We start from the raw sequence: 20272 nt of genomic DNA on the forward strand, positions 1-20272 counted from the left end.
CGGAACTTCGCCGCGGACTCGCGGGATCCCCCCCGAAAACGTGACTGAAAAACCGCCACCTGACGAAGTTGCGATATCCCGATGGAGGCCCGGGCCCGCAATTTCGCAGACTCGTCGCCACAGCCATGCCCCCGGCGAACACGAGAGCACTGGAGGTGCCACGTGCAGAAAGTCGCGCAATGGAAATCCTGCCCTGCCGACCAACAGCCGACCTGGCCGGACACCGGAGTTCTGTGGCAGGTCCACGATGAATTGAGGGAATCCCCCGCGCTGGTGCGCGGGTCCGACGTGCGCACCCTGCGCACGCTGCTCGCCCGCGTCGCGGCGGGTGAACTCCAGGTGATCCAGACCGGCGACTGCGCGGAGGACCCGGCCGAGGCGACGCCCGGCCACGTCGCCCGCAAGACCGCGCTCCTCGACGTCCTCGCGGGGGTCATGAAGGCCCGCTCGCACAAGCCCGTGATCCGGGTGGGCCGGCTCGCCGGGCAGTTCGGCAAGCCCCGTTCCAACCCCACCGAGGTCATCGACGGGGTCGAACTCCCGGTCTACCGGGGGCACATGGTCAACTCCCCGGAGCCCGACCCGGAGCTGCGCCGGCCCGACCCGAAGCGGCTGCTCAGCGGCTACCGGGCCGCCGCCGACGTGGCGGCGCTGCTCGGCTGGTTCGACGACGGCGGCCAGTCGCCCGTCGACGCGCCCGTGTGGACGAGCCACGAGGCGCTGCTGCTCGACTACGAGGCGGCCATGCTCCGCACCGAGCCGGACGGCTCGCAGCTGCTGACCTCGACGCACTGGCCGTGGATCGGCGAGCGCACCCGGCGGCTCGACGGCGCGCACGTCGCGTTCTTCGCCGCGCTCGCCAACCCCGTCGCCGTCAAGGTCGGGCCCACCATGACGCCCGAGGCCCTCCTGGAGCTCTGCGAAAGGCTGGACCCGGAGCACGAGGCCGGCCGGCTCACCCTCATCTCCCGCATGGGCGCCGGCAAGGCCGCCGAGCGGCTGCCCGCCCTGGTGCGCGCGGTGCGGGCGGCGGGACACCCGGTGATCTGGCTGGTCGACCCGATGCACGGCAACACCGTGTCCACCCCGCACGGCTTCAAGACGCGTTACGTCGAAACCGTCGTGCAGGAGGTCCGGGAATTCCAGGCGGCGGTTCTGGACAACGGCGGCGTGGCCGGCGGGATCCATTTGGAGACCACCCCGGACGACGTCTACGAATGTGTTCAGGACGCCTCCAGGGCCTGTGAGATCGGGGACAGGTACACCAGTTACTGCGACCCGCGGCTGAATCCCGCCCAGGCATTCGACGTCGTCTCCGCCTGGTACGCGTGACCGATCAGCCGCGGCAGCAGCCGAATAAGGAGCCAACCGTCATGCACAAGGAAATAGCTCTGGTCACCGGCGCGGCCGGCGGCATCGGAGCGGCGGTGGTGGAGACGCTCGCGGCCCACGGAATGACGGTGGCCGCCGTCGACCGCGACGGCGGCCAGCTCGACGTCCTCGTCAAGGAGGCCGCCGGGCGGGGCCAGGACGTCGTGGCCTTCGTCGGGGACGTCACCTCCAGCGCGCGGGTCGAGGCGCTCGTGGACGACGTCGAGGAGCGGTTGGGGCCGATCGACCACCTGGTCAACGCCGCCGGCGTGCTCCGGCTCGCCGAGGCCCGCGCCCTGACCGACGAGGAGTGGAGCGTCACCTTCGCGGTCAACACCACCGGCGTCTTCTTCGTCTCCCGCGCCGTGGTGAACCGCATGGTCCCCCGGCGCCGGGGCGCGATCGTCACCATCGCCTCCAACTCGTCGGGCACCGCCCGCACCGAGATGTCGGCGTACGCCGCCTCCAAGGCCGCCGCGACCATGTTCACCAAGTGCCTCGGGCTGGAGGTGGCCAAGTACGGGATCCGCGCCAACATCGTCGCCCCCGGCTCCACCGACACCCCGATGCTCACGGCGATGTGGACCGACCAGGGCAGCGCGCGGGCCTCCATCGAGGGCGTCCCGGAGGCGTACCGGGTGGGCATTCCGCTGGGCAAGCTCGCCCGGCCCACGGACGTCGCCAACGCGGTGGCGTTCCTGCTGTCCGACAAGGCGTCCCACATCACCATGCACGACCTGACGGTGGACGGCGGTGCGGCCCTCGGTGTCTGAGGCCCTCCGGCCCGCCCTGCGGCCCGCACGCCCGAACCCCCCAGTCCCAGTGAGGAGCACACCCGTGCCAGGCATACCACCCATCCGCCCCTATCCCCTGCCCACCGCGGCCGACCTGCCCCCGAACACGGTGGACTGGACGCTCGACCCCGAGCGCGCCGTGCTGCTGGTGCACGACCTCCAGAAGTACTTCCTCGCCCCCTTCCCGCCTGGGCAGGAGCCCGTCGAGTCGCTGGTGCGCAACACCGCCCGGCTGCGCGAGCGCCTCGCCGCCCTCGGCGCGCCCGTCGCCTACACCGCGCAGCCCGGCGGGATGACCGAGCAGCAGCGCGGCCTGCTCAAGGACGTCTGGGGCCCCGGCATGACGACCAGCCCCGAGGACCGCCAGGTCGTCGAGCCGGTGGCGCCCGCGGACGGCGACTGGGTGTTCACCAAGTGGCGCTACAGCGCCTTCCACAACACCGAGCTGCTCCAGCGGATGCGCGACGCCGGCCGCGACCAGCTGGTCATCTGCGGCGTGTACGCGCACGTCGGCGTCCTGATGACCGCCCTCGACGCGTTCAGCCACGACATCCAGCCCTTCGTGGTCGCCGACGCGATCGCCGACTTCGGCCGGCGCCACCACCGGATGACCCTGGAGTACGCCACCGCGCGCTGCGCCTCGGTCGCCGTCACCGACGACCTGCTGGCCGCACTGCCCCTGCCCGCCGCCCGCGAACTGGCCCACTCCGGAGCTGAGGTGTGATGACGGAAGACCTGCTCGCCCGCGTCCTCGGGCCGCAGCCGGGCCCCTTCGCCCTGCTGCACCGCCCCGACAGCACCGGCCCGGACCGCCTCGACGTCCTGCTCGGCACCGTCGGCGAGGTCGGCTGCCTGGCCGGCATCCCGCTCGACGGCGACATCTCCCCGTCCGAGGACGGTCCGCACCAGGACGTGCTGGCCCTCATCCCCTACCGGCAGATCTCCGAGCGCGGCTACGCGGTGCGCGACGACGGGACGCCGCTGCTCGCGATGACCGTCGAGGCGCAGGCCGTCGTCGACGTCGACGAGGTGCGCCGCCGCATCCCCGACGCGCCGGTGCGGCTCGCCGCCGCCGGCGCCTTCGACGTCGACGACGACGCCTACGCCGAGATCGTGCGACGGATCGTCAGGGACGAGATCGGCACCGGCGAGGGCGCCAACTTCGTCGTGAAGCGGACCTTCGTCGCCGACCTCGCCGACTACTCGGTCGGCGCCGCGCTGCGGCTGTTCCGGCGGCTGCTGGAGCGGGAGTCGGGCGCGTACTGGACGTTCATCGTGCACACCGGCGAGCGCACGCTCGTCGGGGCCTCGCCCGAGCGCCATGTGAGCGTCGTCGGCAGCCGGGCCGTGATGAACCCGATCAGCGGCACCTACCGCTACCCCGACTCGGGGCCCACGCTGCCCGGCGTCATGGACTTCCTCGCCGACCGCAAGGAGGCCGACGAGCTGTACATGGTCGTCGACGAGGAACTGAAGATGATGGCCCGGATCTGCGAGAACGGCGGCAGCGTCGTCGGGCCGTACCTCAAGGAGATGGCGCGGCTCGCGCACACCGAGTACTTCATCGAGGGCCACACCACCCGCGACCCGCGCGAGGTGCTGCACGAGACCCTCTTCGCGCCGACCGTCACCGGCTCCCCGCTGGAGAGCGCCTGCAAGGTGATCGAGCGGTACGAGCCGGAGGGCCGCGGCTACTACAGCGGTGTCCTGGCGCTCATCGGCCGGGACGGGCGGGGCGAGCGCACCCTCGACTCGGCGATCCTCATCCGCACCGCCGACATCGACGCGGACGGCCGGATGCGGATCGGCGTCGGGGCCACCCTGGTGCGCCACTCCGACCCGCTGTCCGAGGTCGCCGAGACCCGCGCCAAGGCCTCCGGCCTGCTGGCCGTGCTCGGCGAGACGGGCCCCCGCAGGTTCGGCTCCCACCCCTCGGTGCGGGCGGCGCTGGACGGGCGCAACTCGGGCCTGGCCGGCTTCTGGCTGGCGCCGGACGGCGAACGGCAGCACGGCACGGGGCCGCTCGACGGGCGGCGGGTGCTGGTGGTCGACGCCGAGGACACCTTCACCGCGATGATCGGGCACCAGCTGCGGGCACTGGGCGCCGAGGTGACGGTCAGCCGGTTCGACCAGCCGTACGCCTTCGACGCCCACGACCTGGTGGTGATGGGGCCGGGGCCGGGCGACCCCCGGGAGATCGACCACCCGAAGATCGCGCACCTGCGGGAGGCGGTGGACACCCTGCTCGCCGAGCGGCGCCCGTTCGCGGCCGTGTGCCTGAGCCACCAGGTGCTCAGCCTGCGGCTCGGACTGCCGCTGGTGCGGCGCGACCAGCCGAACCAGGGCGTGCAGCGGGAGATCGACCTGTTCGGGCGCCGGGAGCGGGTCGGCTTCTACAACACCTTCGCCGCCCGCAGCGCCGGTGCCCGCTTCGAGGCGGCCGGCATCGGCACCGTCGAGGTCAGCCGCGACCCGGTCACCGGCGAGGTGCACGCCCTGCGCGGGCCCGGCTTCCGCTCGATGCAGTTCCACGCGGAGTCGGTGCTCACGGAGGACGGCATGCGCATCCTCGGCGAAGCGCTGGGCGCCCTCGTCGCGGAGCGGGCGGAGCAGGTCGCATGACCGACGGTACGGGGCTGAAGGCGTCCGTGGTCTGGTGGGACCTGGCCGGGACGGGGCGGACGATCGAGTCGCTGCGGGGGTTCCTGCGTGAGGAGGCCGTCGACCGCTTCGCCCGGGTGGAGGGGCTCCGGCTGAAGTTCTGGATCTCCGACCCCGCCACCGACCGGTGGGGCGCGGTGCTGCTGTGGGAGTCGGCCGAGGCCGCCGCCGCACCGCTGCCCGCGCTCGCCGCCGAGCTGATCGGACGGCCGCCGGTGCAGCGGACGCTGTTCGACGTCGAGGCGACCGTCGAGGGCGTGCACGCCCTGGCCGGCCTGGCCGGGCACGGGCTGGCCCTGGAGTCGCCGGTTCCCCTGGAGGCGCCGGCGCCGTGACGCCCGGCGCGAACCGCCCGGCAGGCCCCACCGTCGTGGGCCTGCCGGGCGGTCGGCGTTTCCGGGCGTCCGTCGGTCCCGGGTGCCCGCTACGGTCGGGTGCCCGGCCGCCCGTGCAGCGCCGTGCGGCGCAGCACCACCGTCATCGCCATGAGGGTGCCGCAGAAGTCGCTGTCCAGGTCCCGCAGGTACTCGCTCTGCGACAGGGCCGTCTCCGTCGGGCCCTCGTCCAGCGTGATGCTGAGGGTGAGGGTGAGCCGGCCCTCCTCGTCCGTGCCGATCTCGTTGCGGATCACCGAGAGGTCCGTCGAGTCGCGGTGCCGGAACGTGATGACGCCGGCCGCCTCGTCCGGGGTGACCCGCTGGACGAGGAAGCGCTCGCCGCGGCGCGACTCGCGCAGGAACCCGTCGGGGTACCGCTCCACGATCCGGGAGGACGTGATGGCGGGCACGTACAGGACGGGGTTCTCCGCCTTGTCCAGCATGGCCTGCCACAGCCCGTCCCGGGTGGGCGCCCGGCGCGTCTCCTGGTCCATCCCGTCGATGACCCGGGTCCATGAAATCGTCAGCAATGGAATTCCCTTCGGTCTGCGCGGTCATATCGATGGAAAGTGTCGAAGGGTTTTCCGGGGCCCGGCAATCGCACCGGGAAAACTCCGTCAGATACGCGGGACGACCTGACAGGAAACACGGCCGCCCATTGCCGCCCGGGCTGGTTGGCGGCAGCCTCGATCGTGTATGGCGACGCGAGAAGTGAAGCGATGAGAGAGAGGGGAACTTCGATGTCGACACGATTCGACGGCCGGATCGTCCTCGTCACGGGCGGTGGCGAGGGGATCGGGCGGGCCGCGTCCATCGCCTTCGCCGGCGAGGGCGCCACCGTGGTGGTGGCCGGGCGGCACCCGGAAACCCTGGACGAGACCTGCGACCTGATCACCCGCCGGGGTGGGAAGGCCGACCGCATCGTGGCCGACCCGTCGGGCCTGGGCGAGGACGGGGCGGAACACATCGTCGCCGAGACGGTGCGCCGTCACGGCACCCTGGACGTGGCCTTCAACAACGTGACGGAACTCGGCCCCAACCAGCCCGTCGGGGAAATCTGCGAAAAGGTCTGGTCGGAGACGCTGACCGCCAATCTCACCGGTGTCTGGCTGGCGATGAAGCACGAGATAGCGCACATGGAGAAGTCGGGCGGCGGCGTCATCGTCAACACCGCGAGCAACATCGGTGTCCAGGGAATGCTGCCCGGGCTCGGCGCGTACGCCGCGTCGAAGGCCGCGGTCAGCGCGCTCACCCAGACCGCGGCCCGCGAGTACGCCGACCGCGGCATCCGCATCAACGCCATCAGCCCCTGCCCGCTGGGCCGGGGGGCGAGCGTCGAGCAGATCGCCGACACGGTGCTCTGGCTGGCGTCCGACGAGGCGTCGTACATCGTGGGCCACGACCTCGTACTGGACCGCAAGACGACGCTGTGAGCGCCCGCTCGCCCGCACGCTGGTGCCCCGGCCTGGTGGAGGCCGGGGCACCGGCATGTCGGGGTCCCTCCGCGCCGGCCCGGGCGGCCCGTGCCGTGCGGAGGCATGCGAAAGGCCCGGGTGCGCCGTCCCGGGCCTTGTTGGAGGGCCTGTCCTCGAACTCCCGCCAGCGGGAGAGCGGGAGTTCGAGGACAGGCCCTGGTGGAATCGCGCCGGCTCAGGCGATCGGGACGCCCTTGTCCCGAAGCAGCGCGACCGTCTTCTCGATGGATCCGGCCTCGACGATCTCGTGGTCCTCCAGGGCGATTCCGTACTGCCGGGTGAGGATCACGGCGAGTTCGACGAGGTCGAGGGAGTCGAGCTCCATCGTCTCGAAGGAGGCGGTGATGTCGATGTCGCCCGCGGGGATCTCGAACTTCTCGGCCATGATCGTGGCGATGTGGTCGGCGATCGTGCTCTCGGCGAGGGCGGTCATGGGGTCCACCTTTCGGTTCGGTTCGGCTCGGTTGCGGTCGGTTCGGGGCGGTGGCGGTGGCGGTTCGGGGCCGTGGCCGTTCGGGGCGGCGTCGGTTCGGGCCGGCGTCAGTTCGGCGCGATGTCCGGCCACACCAGGGCCGTCGAGCCCCAGGCCAGCCCGCCGCCGAAGGCGGTGAGCAGCACGCGCTCGCCCGGGTTCAGGTCCCCGGCGGCGGCCGCGTCGGCGAGGGCCAGCGGGATGGACGCGGCGGAGGTGTTGCCGACGCGGTCCAGGTTCACCACGGCGCGCTCGCGGGCGATCTCCAGGTGGTCGGCCACCGCGTGCAGGATGCGCACGTTGGCCTGGTGGCCGACCAGGCGGTCGACGGTGGCGCTGGGCCAGCCGAGCCGCTCCAGCAGCGCGCCGGAGGAGTCGCCCATGCGGGTCACCGCCTGGGCGAACACCCGCTTGCCCTGCATGGTGAAGTAGCAGTCCTCGGAGTCGAACGGGTTGCCGCCCGCCCGCTGCCGGGAGCCGCCGCCCGGGATGGTGATCAGGTCGTGCTGCTCGCCGTCGCTGCCCAGGTCGAAGCCGAGCAGCGCGCCGGGCTCGTCGGCGCGGCCGGCCTCCAGGACCACGGCGCCGGCGCCGTCCCCGAAGATCACCGCGGTGTTGCGGTCGGTCGGGTCGAGGATGCCGGAGTAGGTCTCGGCGCCGATCACCAGCACCCGCCGGGCGACTCCGGTGAGGATCAGCCCCGCCGCGTTGGCGAGGGCGTACACGAAGCCGGCGCACACGGCGGCCACGTCGTAGGCGGGCACGTGGCCGAGGCCGAGCCGGGCTGCGACCCAGGGCGCGGTCGCCGGGCAGGGGTGGTCCGGCGTGGTGGTGGCGAGGACGACCGCGTCCACGCCGTCCACGCCCGCCGACTTCAGGGCCCTGGCCCCGGCCTCGACGGCGAGGTCGCCGGTGGCCGTACCGGGCTCCACCCAGTACCGCTGACGGATGCCGGTACGGGTGCGGATCCACTCGTCGCTGGTGTCGAGCCGCTGGGACAGCTCCTCGTTGCTGACCGCTCTGGGCGGCAGGTAGGTGCCGAGGCCCTTGAGGACGGCGGCGGGCCGCGCGCCGGCTTCGGGTGTCCGTGGGTCGGTCATGTCGATGCCTGGCCTTTCGCTCAGCCGCGGATGACGGTCTTGGTCCGCATCAGGAACTCGCCGAGGTAGCCGTCGTGCGGCACACCGCGGTCCATCCAGTGCGTGGGGTGGTCGCCGAGGTACACGTTGGCGACGGTGGGTTCGGTGACCAGCGCGTCGACCAGGTCGGCGTCCCGGTCCTGGTCGCCGCTGAGGACGCCGAGGACGAGCGTGTCGCGCAGCGCGGCCGTGCCGTCGGCCCGGTTCCAGGGCGCCACCCACACGCAGGGGAAGGGCAGTTCGACGGTGTGCCAGCCGCCCTTCAGGTCGGGCGCCTCGAAGACGGCCGGGCGCAGCACCGCTCCCCCGCCCGGGAGTTCCTCGACGACGCCGTCGCCGCCGAGGTGGGCCACGGTGCCCTGGGCGCGCTCCAGCAGGTGGCGCTCCAACGCCCGTGCCCGCTCGACCGGTTGGACGGGCAGCGCGGCCTCCTCGTGCTCGGCGGGCAGGCTCGGCAGCGCGCCGAGCCGTTCGGCGAGGGCGCGGGCCAGCGGCGCCGGGTCGCCCTCGACGAGGACGGCGGTGGCGTCGACGCACTTGACGCCGCCGTGGTGGGCGATCGAGTCGACGATCATGTCGAGGTGGGTCTGCCAGTCGGCGCCCTCCGTGACCAGGATCTTGGTCCGGCCGGGGCCCTGGACCAGGACGGTGGGGTCGGCGGCGTACTTGCGCACGACGTCGTCACCGCCGTAGACGAGGGCCAGGTCGGCGCCCTGCAGCACCTCGTCGGCCGTCGCGTGGTCGGTCGGCAGCAGCACCACGTGGTCGTCGCCGAACCCGGCCGCGCGCAGCGCCGACACCAGGCGGTGCGGGGTGAACGGCTCCCGGCGCGAGGGCCGGATCGCGACCCGGTAGCCGAGGGCGAGGGCCTCCAGCCACAGGGCGTGCGGGGCGGGGTGGTTGCCGGCCGCGTTCACCGCGAGGACCTCGCCGCGCCGGGTCCACACCGCGGCGCCGGTCCGGGTGCGCGGGTCCCGCCAGTCGAGCACCGCGCCGCCGGGCAGGGCGCCGTACGCGCCGGCCAGGGCGCGCTGGGCGGAGTCGGCGATCTCGTCGGCGGCGGAGCGCACGGCGGGCAGCGGGATGCCGGAGACCCTGGCCACGGTCCGCTCGTACTCCGCGTACGTCAGCCCTTCCACGGTGTCGTCGCGGAACACCCGTCCGGCCTCGGCGAGCGCGGCCAGTCGCCGCTCCAGCGGCAGCGGGGTCGCCCGGTGCAGGGCCGCGAGCGCGCGGGTGACGAACAGCCTCGGGGTGAGGCTGAGTTCGGCGACGGGTGTGCCGGCGCCGTCGGTGACGGTCTCGCGCTTGCGGGCGCGGTACGGGCCCGAGGGGCCCAGGGCGTCCAGGAGGCGGGGGTCGGTCATCAGTAGACCCCCTCGATGACCTTCTCGTCGTCGAACTCCGGCACGGGCGCGATGTCCGCGACGGAGTCGCCGACCTGGCCGGGCAGCGGGCGGATCCGGGTGCCGAAGTCCCGCTCCAGGTTGTTCGGCAGGAACAGGCTCTTGCCGACGTAGTGCATGACGACCCGGCCGCGCTCGCCGTACTCGACCGGCCGGCGCTCCTGGAGGTCGATGACGTTGTACGTCATGTACGGCGAGAAGGGGTCGTAGACGCAGGGCTCGTCGTCGGTGAGGCCGGGGCGCTCGGTGACGTGGCCGAGCGTCATGGTGTTGCCGAAGCCGCTGCACAGCACGGCGTCCGGGAACAGCTCGGTGCGGTACAGGTTGCGGGTGTCCGGGTCGAGCTGGGTGCCCACCCACATGATGGCCCGCACCTTCTTCCGCACCAGGTCGACCAGTTCGTCGCGGCGGCACAGCCGCTCCAGGACGGGCGGGGTGAGCATCAGGACGCCGATGTCCTGGGAGCGCAGCGGGTGCTGGAGCTGGTCGATCAGGTGCTCGGTGTACAGCTCGGCCTCGGTCTGCTCGCCCCGGGCGATGATCTTCTTCACCCAGCGCGGGTCGACGTCGACGCTGAAGGAGAGCCCGCCGCGCCCGGCCACCAGCTGCTGGAAGGAGGCGCCGACCATGTGCGGCCCGGACGGGATGGCCATCAGCCAGTTCACGTCGCGCGGCACGCCGTGCGCGTCCAGCTGGGCGTTGCTGTGGGCCAGCAGCAGGTCGAGCCACTCCTGGAGCATGACGACGCGCTTGGGCGCACCGGTGGTGCCGCCGCTGTCGAAGACGCCGACGACCTTCGGCCGGGGCCCGTAGCCGCGCGGGATCAGGTCCTCGGCGCGCACGTCCCGCAGCTCGTTGGCGAGGTTCGGGAAGAGCTTCAGGTCGTCGAAGCTGCGGATGTCGGTGAGCGGGTCGAACTCCAGCCGGTCGGCGCGCTCCAGCCAGAACGGCGCGCCGGTCTCCTCGGAGAAGTGCCAGCGGATCGCGGCACGGAGGAATTCCTCGGGGTCGGGAGTGACACCGTAGGGGAGTTCGAGAATGGGGTCTGCGGCGGACAACTGGGGCTCCTTCGGAAAGTGCGGAACGGATCGGCGCGGAGCGGATCAGCGCGGAGCGGATCGGCGCGAAACGGATCAGCCGGCCTGGGTCGTGGCGCCGGGTGCCACCTCGTCGAGGAGTTCCTCGGCCCAGTCCCGTGAATGGGAGACGAAGTTCGGGAATCCGCCCTCGTAGGGATTGCCCGTCCACCGGAAGACGGCTCCCGGGTTGTGCACGTCGGTGCCGGCGGCGGTGAACAGGTGCGGGCTGCCCTGCACCCTGGGGCCGCGGGCGACGGCGAGGTCCCGGTGGATCGCCGCGCGTGCGGTGCCGCGTTCCAGGGCCTCGGCCAGCGCCGCGCCGTCGACCAGCGGGCACTCGGCGGCGACGGCGAGGATCTCCGCGGTGATGCCGATGCACCGGCCGCGGCCGTAGAAGGCGTGCCGCAGCGCGGTGTCCAGCTGGTCGCTCGCGGGCAGCCCGCCGACCGCCTCCGCCTTCGCGGCCTGCACCGCCTCCATGGCCGGCAGGGTGGTGACCGGGTAGCGCCAGTCGGGCCCGGGCCACTGGCGCCAGCCCAGCTCGGGCACCTTGGCGCCGATCGCCACCACCTCGGCGTCGATGATCGGCTTGGGCGTGGGCTCGGAGTTGAACAGCTCCAGCGGGAAGGCCCGGTGGTCGACCAGGAGGTGCGCGCCGCGCTCCCGGGCGGCGGCGTGCAGGGTGTGCAGGGCCAGGGTCGCCCAGGGGCAGCCGATGTCCGACCAGACGGTCACGACGGCCGGGTCGGACGAGTACAGGGGCTCCGTGTCGGCCTGCTGGGTCATGAGGGCGTTTCCTCCGGGCTGCGCGAACGGGACGGATCTGGCCGAATTCTGGCCACGGCCGCGTGATCGTCCGCAGTGCGCGCGCAGGACTCTGTCAGGCACCGGTGACTTCGTCAGACGGATTTCGGCTACCTGACGAAGTGAACGGCCGCCGATCGACGGTCCCGCGCGCCCTGCCGGAGCATGACTCGCACTCGCACGAAAGGGATTCCAAGATGTCCGTGCTGGATGCGGAAAACGTCGCCGTTTCCGCGGCCCCGCCCAGAATGACCTCCCACCAGCGGGCCGTGCTCGTCCTGCTGCTCAGCTCGACCTTCCTTTTGGCGGCGGATCTTCCGCTGCTCAATGTCGCCATCCCGGTGATCGGTTCGGGCCTCGGCTTCTCGGTCGGGAACCTGCACTGGATCACCACCGCGTTCGCGCTCACCTCCGCCGGCTTCACGCTGCTGTTCGGGCGCATCGCCGACCTCTACGGGCGGCGCCTGGTGTTCGTCGGCGGCATCGGGCTCCTGGTGGCCTCGTCCGTGCTGGGCGCGGTCGCGCAGAGCCCGTCGGTGCTGATCGCCGCCCGCGTCCTCCAGGGCGTCGCCACCGCGATGGCGACCCCGGCCGCGCTCGCGCTGATCACCACCTCGTTCCCCGACGGCCCGCTGCGCGCCAAGGCGCTGGGCGTCAACGGCACCATGATCTCGCTCGGCTTCACCGTCGGCGCGGTGGCCGGCGGCCTGCTCACCGGGCTGCTCAGCTGGCGCTGGTCGTTCCTGCTCAACGTGCCGATCGGCCTGGCCATCGTCGGCTTCGCGCCGGTGCTGCTGAAGGAGAGCCGCTCCGCCGAGCGCCCCCGGATGGACGTCCCCGGCGCCGTCACGGTGAGCGCGGGCCTGGTCGCCCTGGTCTACGGTGTGTCCCGCAGCCCCGACCTGGGCTGGGGCAGCCCGCTGGTGCTCGGCTGCGTCCTCGCCGGTGCCGCGCTGCTCGTCGCCTTCTACCGCATCGAGCTGCGCGCCGAGACGCCGCTGGCCTCGGTCGGGATCCTGCGCCGGCCGACGGTCCGCTGGGGCAACTTCGGCGGCCTCGCCCTGATCACCATGCAGACCGCGGCGATCTTCCTGGTCACCCTCTACCTCCAGGAGGTGCACGGCTACTCGGCCCTCGCCACCGGGATCGCCTTCTCGGCGCTGGGCGTCTCCGCCTTCCTCGGCGGCGCCTTCGCCCCCCGCATCATCGGCCGGTACGGCAACCGCGCCACCCTCGTCGCCGGCCTGGTGTTCCAGGTCGTCGGCCCGCTGGGCGTGTTCCTGGTCACCGGCAGCGGCGGCGGCATCGCCCTCGTCCTGGCGGCGATGACCGTGGGCGCCTTCGGCCACGTCATGGGCGTGGTGGCGTACATGGTCACCGGGACCACCGGCCTGCCCAACGACGAGCAGGGCCTGGCCACCGGCCTGGCCACGATGACCCAGCAGGTGGCCCTCGCCATGGGCACCCCCGTGCTCAGCGCCGTCGCCAGCAGCCGGATCCACGCGCTGGAGGGGAACGGCTCGCACGCCGACGCCGTCCTGTCCGGCGTCCGGCTCGCCCTCGGCGTGGACACCCTCGTCGTGGCGGCGGCCGCCGTGCTCCTCTGGTTCTGCCTCGGCCGCGCCCTGCGCCACACCCGCTGATTCCCCTCCGATCACCATCAACCCCCTTTGCCCTGAGGAGAGTTACCCCATGACCACGCAATCCGCCGTGCACGCCTCCGCCGCCGGCACCATCACCCTCGGCGGCGACCTCACCATCAACCGCATGGGCTACGGCGCGATGCAGCTGGCGGGCCCCGGCGTCTACGGCCCCCCGAAGGACCGCGAGACCGCCCTCGCCGTGCTGCGCCGGGCGCGCGAGCTCGGGGTCAACCACATCGACACCAGCGACTACTACGGCCCGTACGTGGTGAACGAGCTCATCCGCGAGGCCCTGCACCCCTACGACGACGACCTGGTGATCGTCACCAAGATCGGCGCCAAGCGCACCCCGGACATGGAGTGGCCGGCCGCGCTGTCCCCGCAGGAGCTGCGCGAGGCGGTCCACTCCAACCTGCGCCACCTCGGCCGCGACCACCTCGACGTCGTCAACCTCCGCATCGTCGCCGAGGCCGGCGGCATCGGCCCGGACGAGTCGATCGCCGAACCCTTCGGCGCGCTCGCCGAGTTGCGCGAGCAGGGCCTCGTCCGGCACCTGGGCGTCAGCAACGTCACCCCGGCGCAGTTCGCCGAGGCGCGCTCCATCGCCCCCGTGGTGTGCGTGCAGAACGAGTACAACGTGGTGCGCCGGGACGACGAGGCCACCCTGCGGGCCTGCGAGGAGGCCGGCATCGCGTACATGTCCTTCTTCCCGCTCGGCACGTACACCCTGCTGGGCGCCGAGAAGACCCCGGGCAAGGACGCCAAGGTCCCGCTGAACGTGCCGCTGGCCGCCAAGGCCGTCGACGTGGTGGCCGGGCGCCACGGCGTCACCGCCTACCAGGTGGCGCTGGCCTGGCTGCTGCACCGCTCCCCCAACCTGGTCTGCATCCCGGGCACGTCCTCGGTGGCGCACCTGGAGGAGAACATCGCCGCGGCCGCGCTGCGGCTGACCGACGAGGACCTCGCGGAGCTGGAGACCATGCGCGCCGCCTGACGGCCGCCCAACGGCGAGGGCCCGGACACCTCCTCGGTGTCCGGGCCCTCGCCGTTGTGCCGCGCCGTCAGTCCGGGAGCGGGACGGGGCGCTCGTCGATCTCCAGGACCGCGCTGGTCCAGTTGAAGCCGAGCCCGATGCCGCACAGCAGCACCCGCTGGCCCGCCTCCAGCCGGCCCGCGCGCATCAGGTGCTCCAGGCCGCCGAACTGGTCGGTGGCGCCGACGTGGCCGGTCTCCCGGGCGAACTCGTACGGCGTCCTCGCGGCGTCCAGCTGGAGCGGCGTGAGCACCTCCTGGCGCAGCATCGTGCGGCCGAAGTTCGGGAAGACCAGGTGGTCGATGTCGGCGGGCCGCACCCCGGCCTCCTCGGCGGCGGTCTCCACCGAGCGGATCAGCGCCTGGTTCATCAGCTTGAAGACCTCGGAGATCCGACCGCCGTGCTCCTCGTCGGCGAAGGTCTGCATCCGCTGGATGAGGTTGATCGGGTACGCCTCGGTGTCGGTGGTGTCGGGGAACGCCATGAACGACAGCCCGGCGCGCTGGGCGCGCTCCAGGTCGGGCCGGCTCTCCGTGACGACGGAGGCGATCCGGGCGAAGCCGCCGGTGCGGGAGAGCACCGCGGCGCTCGCGCCGTCGCCGAACACCAGGCCCGGGTAGGTGCGCCAGCGGTTCCACACCGGCATCACGAAGCGGTCCGAGGCGGTGATCATCGCGGCCTGCCGCTCGGGGCGCGCGGCGAGGAAGGCGGCGGCCAGCTCGATCGCCGCCATCGCGCCGTTGGAGTGCTGCTTGACCTCCAGGGACAGCCCGTTGCCGGCCAGCACGTGGTGCTGGAGGTACGAGGCGACGTTCCAGCCGTCCAGGCCGCAGAAGGCGCCCGTGGCGTGCAGCAGCAGCCCGAACTCCCCGGCGTCCAGGCCGGAGTGGCGAAGCGCCAGGGCGCCGGCGCGCACCGCCATCTCCGGCTGGGTGTCGTCGTCGCCGGCGACGGTCGCGGCGAGCTGGCCGGAGCGCCGCTGGGTGGCCTCGTCGTACAGGCCGGCCTCGATGGCCTCGTCGACGGACACCGGCTTGGGGTACCAGGCCCCCACCCCGGCGATGTACAGGTTGTCGTGGCGCATGGTGGACGTACTCCTCTCACAGGGGGCACGCCTCTCACGGAGGCGTGCCGGAATGCCTCGATGGCGGATGGGACCGGGGGAACCGCGGGTCAGGCCGTGGGCCGGATCACCGGGACGGGCCAGGGGGCGCGGTCGGTGCCGACCTCGCCGCCGTGCAGCCACTGGACCTTCTCGTAGAGGTCCTCCTCGGACAGCGCCCGCAGCATGGCGTTGCGGGCCTCGGCCGCCTCGCCCGCGGGGTGGTACAGCCGGCGCCCCATCTCGCGCGCCAGCAGCTGGATGGCGGCGGTACGCTCGCGTCGCTCGGCGTTGAACTTCTCGAAGCGCTGGGCGAAGTCGGCCGGCTCGGTGCCGATCAGCTCGCCGAGCACCACGGCGTCCTCCACGGCCTGGCAGGCGCCCTGGGCGGCGTACTGGAGCATGGGGTGGGCGGCGTCGCCGACCAGGACGACCCGGCCGTCCGTCCAGCCCTCCACCGGGTCACGGTCGCACAGCACCCAGGACTTCCAGTCCCGGCCCAGCTCCAGCAGGCGCCGGGCGGTGCTGCCGAGGCCCGGGAACTCGTTCAGGACGTGCGCGCGCTCCACCGGCAGGCCGAGCACCGCCTCGGTGGCGCCGTCGTCGCGGGTGGCGGCCAGGTTGAGGAACTCCCCGCTGCCGATCGGGTAGTGGACGAAGTGCCACTTGGGCCCCGCCCACAGCGTCACGGTGTTCCAGCGCAGCTCCTCGGGCACCTCCTCCATGGGGATGACCGAGCGGTAGATGGTGTGCCCGGACACCTTCGGGTAGCCGTCGCCCACGAGCTGCTTGCGGACGAAGGAGTTGATGCCGTCGGCGCCGATCAGCGCGTCGGCGCGGACGCGTTCGCCGTTGGCCAGCTGGACGGTCACGCCGTCGGCGTCCTGCTCGTAGCCCTCCACGGAGCAGTCCACGCGCAGTTCCACGGAGGGCTCGGCGCGGCAGGCGGCCAGCAGCGGCTCGTACAGGTCGATGCGGTGCACCACGGCGTACGGGTTGCCGAAGCGGGCCCGGTAGGCGCCGGTGAGCGGCATCGAGACGACCTTCTCGTCGGTCGTGCCGTCCATGAAGCGGAGTTCGTCGATGTGCACGGCGCGCTCCCGGACCGCGTCGCCGACGCCGAGCTGGTCCAGCGCCTGGAAGGCGTTCGGCCCGAGCTGGATGCCGGCACCGATCTCGGTGAAGCAGTCGCGGCGCTCCAGCACCACCACGTCGTGCCCGCGCTTGGCGAGGCTCAGCGCGGTCGCCAGGCCGCCTATTCCGCCGCCGGCGATTGCTGTCTTCGGCATTTCCGATTTCCCTTTCCTGTTGTCGGGAGATTCAACAAATGTGTCGCCGTGCCGTGGTCGGCGGCAATGAAAGGGTGGTGACTTCGTCAGCTGACCGGAAAAGGGAAAGAGCCCCCCTCGGGAGGGGGGCTCTTGAAGGGGGTGAAGCGGCTCCGGCCGGACGACACGGGGATGGATCGTCCAGCCGGAGCCGCTGGTCGTCGCCTCGGGTGTGGGGCCCCGGGGCGGTTGTCGGCGCTCTCGGCGCCCGGCTCTCAGCGCCGGGCCGAGGTCACGCCCAGCTCGCGGACGTCGAGCTGCGCGCCCTGGCCCCACAGGCGGTGCCGCGGGAGGCTCGCCGGGTCGGCGAACCGCTGCGGGACGGGTTCGCCCTGGGCTGGGTCGTAGTAGCGGAGGTCGTCGCTGACCTGGACCAGACCGCCCCCGGTGCCCGGCATCCCGGCGTCCAGCAGGGTGAACGTGCCGAAGCCGCCCGCGAGTTGGCGCGGCTCGACGAGTTCCTCGCGGCCGCCCAGATCCAGGATCAGGTGCTTCCGGTCCGCAGGCCGGAGGCCGATCCGGTCGACGGTCAGGACGGTGCGGCCGTCCACCTGCCACTCCACCGTGCCCGCCGACCTGTCGTACCCGACCGCCAGGTTGTGCACCTGGTCGACCGTGCTCCGGCGGGCCACCGGCAGGGCGTAGGAGAAGGCGGCGTAGTCGGCGCCGGGCCGGGGCAGCCGCTCGTAGAAGGCGTACACCCGGTCGTCGGTGACGAAGAAGTCGAAGACCATCAGCGTCTCCGGGTCGACCGTGTTCATGGTGCCCGCCGCGAGCCGGAGGTCCCCGCGCGGGTCGGCCACCGCGGCGCCGAACGGGTGCCGCTCGACACCGAAGGTGCGGACGGACATCGTCACGTCGATCGTGAGGACCCGGCCCGGCTCGGCGTCGAAGCCGAGGATCCCGGCCTTCGAGGTGTGCCGGGCCAGTGCGAAGAACTTCAGGTGGTCGGCCGCACCGCCGCCGCCCTCGCTCTCCCGGCCGGTGGTGGCGGCGAAGGCCGGCTCACCGGTGCGCAGGTTGACGCCGGTGGGCACCACCCGCAGTCCGGCCTCCGACGTGGTGACGATGCCGTCGCCGTCCGGCAGGGTGTCGCCGCCCGGGGTGAGGGTCCACCGGGAGCCTTCCCCGCCGTGGTCGAAACCGTCTCGGAAGTCGTCCCAGACGACCCGGCCGCCGCCCTCGACGGCGGCCGGGTCGCTGCGCGTTGCGGAACGCGGCATGTCGGGATCAGGCCGTCGCGAGCCCGCGCTTGAGCGCCCCGGCGATCTCCACGGCGCGGCGGGTCTGGTGCTCGATCGAGGCCAGGGTGGCCTCGTCGGCGGTCGCGTTGTCGTAGGAGACGTGGCCGGTGCCGTACGGGTTGCCGGTCTTGACGTGGAACTGGACCGGGTCGGTGTAGCCGGGAGCGACGATGATCGCGCCCCAGTGGTAGAAGGTGTTGTTCAGCGCGAGCAGGGTGCTCTCCTGGCCGCCGTGGGTCTGCGAGGTGGAGGTGAACGAGGAGACCACCTTGTTCGCCAGCTTGCCCTGCGCCCACAGGCCGCCGGCGGTGTCGATGAACTGCTTGAGCTGCGCGGCCGGCAGGCCGAAGCGGGTCGGCGTGCCGAAGAGGATCACGTCGGCCCAGTCCAGGTCGTCCAGCGAGGCGGCCTCGTTGTCCTTGACCTCCGCGTGGTGGGCGGCCCAGGCCGGGTTGGAGTCGATGGCGGCCTGCGGAGCCAGCTCGGCCACCTTGCGCAGACGCACCTCGGCACCGGCCTTCTGCGCCGCCTCGGCGGCGGCCGCGGCCAGGGTGTGGACGTGGCCGGTGGAGGAGTAGTAGATGACTGCGACGTTCGTCATTTCGAGCGTCCCTTTCGTGTTTTTGGAACCGGTGACCGGGGAAAAGATTTCCGCAGTCACCGGAATGGCGGCAATCGCGGCCGGAATACTTCGTCAGATGGGCCGTGACTTCGTCAGATGCGGGCCCGTGGGCCCGCGCCGGGCCCTCAGGAGACCCGGAAATTGGCCATCATCCCCATCGACGCGTGGTCGAAGAGATGGCAGTGGTAGAGGTAGGTGCCGCGGTACCCGGTGAAGGTGGCCTGGATCTTCACCGTCTCGCCGGCCAGGATGCTCACGGTGTCCTTGAGCCCCGTCTCGAAGCCCTCGGTGACCGGCTGCCCGTTGCGCTCCAGGACGCGGAACATCACCAGGTGGATGTGGAAGTTGTGCGGGGCGAGCTTGTTGGTGTTGGTGACCGTCCACACCTCGGTGTCGCCGTAGGCGATGTCGGTGTCGATGCGGTCGTGGTCGTACGTCAGGCCGTTGATGTAGGCCCCCGCGTCGGGCCGGCCGTCCTCGTCCATGCTCAGCGTGAAGCTGCGGCTCACGGTGGCGGGTGGCAGGGCCGGCAGGGTGCGCAGGGTGCTCGGCACCGAACTGCCGTCGGTGGCGGTGCGGGTGACGTCGAAGCGCATGACCTTGCCGACGTGCTCGACCGGGCCGGGCGGCATGCCGTTCTCCAGCACCACCTGGCTGCCCACCGGGTAGCGCGAGAAGTCGACGACGATGTCGGCCCGTTCGCCGGGCGACAGCCGCACCACCGTCGCCTGACAGGGCGCGGCGAGCAGGCCGCCGTCGCCGCCGATGATCGTGAACTCCGAGCCGTCGGACAGCTTCAGGTCGAAGAAGCGCCCGTTGCTCTGGTTGAAGATCCGCAGCCGGTACTTGCGGGCCGCGACCTGGAAGTACGGCCAGGGCTTGCCGTTGGCCAGGACGACGTTGCGGTTGGCCCAGTCGTCCATGGCGTACACGAACTGCCCCGCCTGGTCGAAGCGCGCCTCGCGCAGCGCGATCGACACGTCGTACTGCCCCGACGGCAGCGGCAGTTGCTGCTCGGTGTCGTCGGTGAGGAGGTAGTAGCCGGACAGTCCGCGGTAGACGTGCTCGGACTCCTGGTGGTGGGCGTGGTCGTGGAACCACAGGTTGGCGTGCGACTGCTGGTTCGGGTAGGTGTACGTCTTCTTCCCGCCCGGCATGATCAGGTCCATCGGCCCGCCGTCGCTGGACTCGGGGACGTGCGCCCCGTGCAGGTGCACGGAGACGGGCTGGCCGAGGGCGTTGGTCTGTTCGACGACCACCCTCTGGCCTGATCTGGCTCTGATGAGCGGGCCGGGGAACTGGCCGTTGTAGGTCCGCACGGTGGTCGCCGGCATGCCGGGCAGGACCGCCGCGGCGACCTCCTTCATGGTCATCCGGTAGTAGCTGGTCGTGCCCGAGACCGCGTACGGGGCCAGCACCGGCGCGAGCGGCATCGGGACCGCGAACTTGGCGATGCCGCCCGGGTCGAGGTCCGGCGCCGCCGTCGCACCGGTCATGGGCGCCCCGGAGCCCATGGCGCCCATGGAGTCCGGACCGCCCTCGACCGCGCCGGCGGCCGCGGGCTCCAGGGCCGAGATCCCGAGCCCCGCCAGCCCGAGACCGCCGGAGACGGCGACACCGGACACGAGAAAAGAACGTCGTGCTATCACGATTTCCCCCCAGGAGATTCACATCTGGCTGCGTGTGGCACATCAAAGACGCAGCCGGGGAAATCCGGCCGAT

19 protein-coding genes are annotated in these 20272 nt (G+C 72.3%); 8 read left to right on the forward strand and 11 right to left on the reverse strand.

Features of this window, described 5'->3' with window-relative positions; all coding sequences use genetic code 11:
- The first annotated feature begins 162 nt into the window (after positions 1 to 162).
- The 5 genes from RZ50_RS20015 (at position 163) to RZ50_RS20035 (ending at position 5161) form a co-directional block, all read left to right on the forward strand.
- Entirely contained in the window at positions 163 to 1332 is a 1170-nt protein-coding gene (locus RZ50_RS20015; RefSeq protein ID WP_308271926.1) for a 3-deoxy-7-phosphoheptulonate synthase, read from the forward strand.
- Positions 1333 to 1373: 41 nt separating this feature from the next.
- The gene (locus RZ50_RS20020) at positions 1374 to 2144 is read left to right on the forward strand and encodes a 2,3-dihydro-2,3-dihydroxybenzoate dehydrogenase (protein WP_196950669.1); all 771 of its coding nucleotides are present in this window, start codon (positions 1374 to 1376) and stop codon (positions 2142 to 2144) included.
- A 64-nt stretch (positions 2145 to 2208) separates the two neighbouring features.
- The gene (locus RZ50_RS20025) at positions 2209 to 2889 is read left to right on the forward strand and encodes an isochorismatase family protein (protein WP_196950670.1); all 681 of its coding nucleotides are present in this window, start codon (positions 2209 to 2211) and stop codon (positions 2887 to 2889) included.
- Positions 2889 to 4787, forward strand: coding sequence for an anthranilate synthase family protein (locus RZ50_RS20030; protein WP_196950671.1), 1899 nt, complete (start codon positions 2889 to 2891; stop codon positions 4785 to 4787). Before RZ50_RS20025 ends, RZ50_RS20030 begins: the two co-directional genes overlap by 1 nt.
- 14 nt (positions 4788 to 4801) lie before the next feature.
- Complete coding sequence (locus RZ50_RS20035; protein ID WP_196950692.1) at positions 4802 to 5161, forward strand: hypothetical protein; 360 nt, start codon at positions 4802 to 4804, stop codon at positions 5159 to 5161.
- An 89-nt stretch (positions 5162 to 5250) separates the two neighbouring features.
- On the opposite strand, the gene RZ50_RS20040 is transcribed toward RZ50_RS20035, so the two are convergent.
- Positions 5251 to 5697: an AtaL-like protein gene (locus RZ50_RS20040; RefSeq protein ID WP_196950672.1), complete on the reverse strand. Its 447-nt coding sequence runs from the start codon at positions 5695 to 5697 to the stop codon at positions 5251 to 5253.
- A gap of 246 nt (positions 5698 to 5943) precedes the next feature.
- Here RZ50_RS20040 and RZ50_RS20045 point away from each other — a divergent pair, with 246 nt between their 5' ends.
- On the forward strand, positions 5944 to 6636 hold the full coding sequence (locus tag RZ50_RS20045; RefSeq protein WP_196950673.1) for an SDR family NAD(P)-dependent oxidoreductase: 693 nt from the start codon (positions 5944 to 5946) through the stop codon (positions 6634 to 6636).
- 217 nt (positions 6637 to 6853) lie between these two features.
- Here RZ50_RS20045 and RZ50_RS20050 read toward each other — a convergent pair whose 3' ends face one another.
- The 5 genes from RZ50_RS20050 to RZ50_RS20070 all read right to left on the reverse strand — a co-directional run bounded on the left by RZ50_RS20050 (position 6854) and on the right by RZ50_RS20070 (position 11560).
- Entirely contained in the window at positions 6854 to 7111 is a 258-nt protein-coding gene (locus RZ50_RS20050; RefSeq protein WP_196950674.1) for an acyl carrier protein, read from the reverse strand.
- 107 nt (positions 7112 to 7218) lie between these two features.
- Positions 7219 to 8250, reverse strand: a complete 1032-nt coding sequence (locus RZ50_RS20055; protein WP_196950675.1) for a beta-ketoacyl-ACP synthase III — start codon at positions 8248 to 8250, stop codon at positions 7219 to 7221.
- 20 nt (positions 8251 to 8270) lie between these two features.
- On the reverse strand, positions 8271 to 9656 hold the full coding sequence (locus tag RZ50_RS20060; RefSeq protein WP_196950676.1) for an aldehyde dehydrogenase family protein: 1386 nt from the start codon (positions 9654 to 9656) through the stop codon (positions 8271 to 8273).
- Positions 9656 to 10753 carry a phenazine antibiotic biosynthesis protein gene (locus RZ50_RS20065; RefSeq protein WP_196950677.1) on the reverse strand — a complete coding sequence of 366 codons (1098 nt, stop codon included), beginning with the start codon at positions 10751 to 10753 and terminating at the stop codon, positions 9656 to 9658. Before RZ50_RS20065 ends, RZ50_RS20060 begins: the two co-directional genes overlap by 1 nt.
- A gap of 75 nt (positions 10754 to 10828) precedes the next feature.
- Positions 10829 to 11560, reverse strand: a complete 732-nt coding sequence (locus RZ50_RS20070) for a DsbA family protein (protein ID WP_196950678.1) — start codon at positions 11558 to 11560, stop codon at positions 10829 to 10831.
- A 266-nt stretch (positions 11561 to 11826) separates the two neighbouring features.
- Here RZ50_RS20070 and RZ50_RS20075 point away from each other — a divergent pair, with 266 nt between their 5' ends.
- Entirely contained in the window at positions 11827 to 13221 is a 1395-nt protein-coding gene (locus RZ50_RS20075) for an MFS transporter (RefSeq protein WP_254802884.1), read from the forward strand.
- 49 nt (positions 13222 to 13270) lie between these two features.
- Entirely contained in the window at positions 13271 to 14215 is a 945-nt protein-coding gene (locus tag RZ50_RS20080; RefSeq protein ID WP_196950680.1) for an oxidoreductase, read from the forward strand.
- Between the two features lie 67 nt (positions 14216 to 14282).
- Here RZ50_RS20080 and RZ50_RS20085 read toward each other — a convergent pair whose 3' ends face one another.
- The 5 genes from RZ50_RS20085 to RZ50_RS20105 form a co-directional block, all read right to left on the reverse strand.
- The gene (locus RZ50_RS20085; RefSeq protein WP_196950681.1) at positions 14283 to 15338 is read right to left on the reverse strand and encodes a ketoacyl-ACP synthase III family protein; all 1056 of its coding nucleotides are present in this window, start codon (positions 15336 to 15338) and stop codon (positions 14283 to 14285) included.
- A gap of 89 nt (positions 15339 to 15427) precedes the next feature.
- Positions 15428 to 16645 (reverse strand): 3-hydroxybenzoate 6-monooxygenase, encoded by a 1218-nt coding sequence (locus tag RZ50_RS20090; protein ID WP_196950682.1) that lies wholly within the window; start codon positions 16643 to 16645, stop codon positions 15428 to 15430.
- A gap of 254 nt (positions 16646 to 16899) precedes the next feature.
- Positions 16900 to 17907, reverse strand: coding sequence for a DUF6081 family protein (locus RZ50_RS20095; RefSeq protein ID WP_196950683.1), 1008 nt, complete (start codon positions 17905 to 17907; stop codon positions 16900 to 16902).
- A gap of 7 nt (positions 17908 to 17914) precedes the next feature.
- The gene (wrbA, locus tag RZ50_RS20100) at positions 17915 to 18529 is read right to left on the reverse strand and encodes an NAD(P)H:quinone oxidoreductase (protein ID WP_196950684.1); all 615 of its coding nucleotides are present in this window, start codon (positions 18527 to 18529) and stop codon (positions 17915 to 17917) included.
- Between the two features lie 146 nt (positions 18530 to 18675).
- A complete protein-coding gene (locus tag RZ50_RS20105) occupies positions 18676 to 20175 on the reverse strand; it encodes a multicopper oxidase family protein (protein WP_196950685.1) in 1500 nt (499 codons plus the stop codon).
- Between the last annotated feature and the right edge of the window lie 97 nt (positions 20176 to 20272).

The organism is Kitasatospora sp. SUK 42 (genome assembly GCF_015776785.2).
GTDB lineage: Bacteria > Actinomycetota > Actinomycetes > Streptomycetales > Streptomycetaceae > Kitasatospora.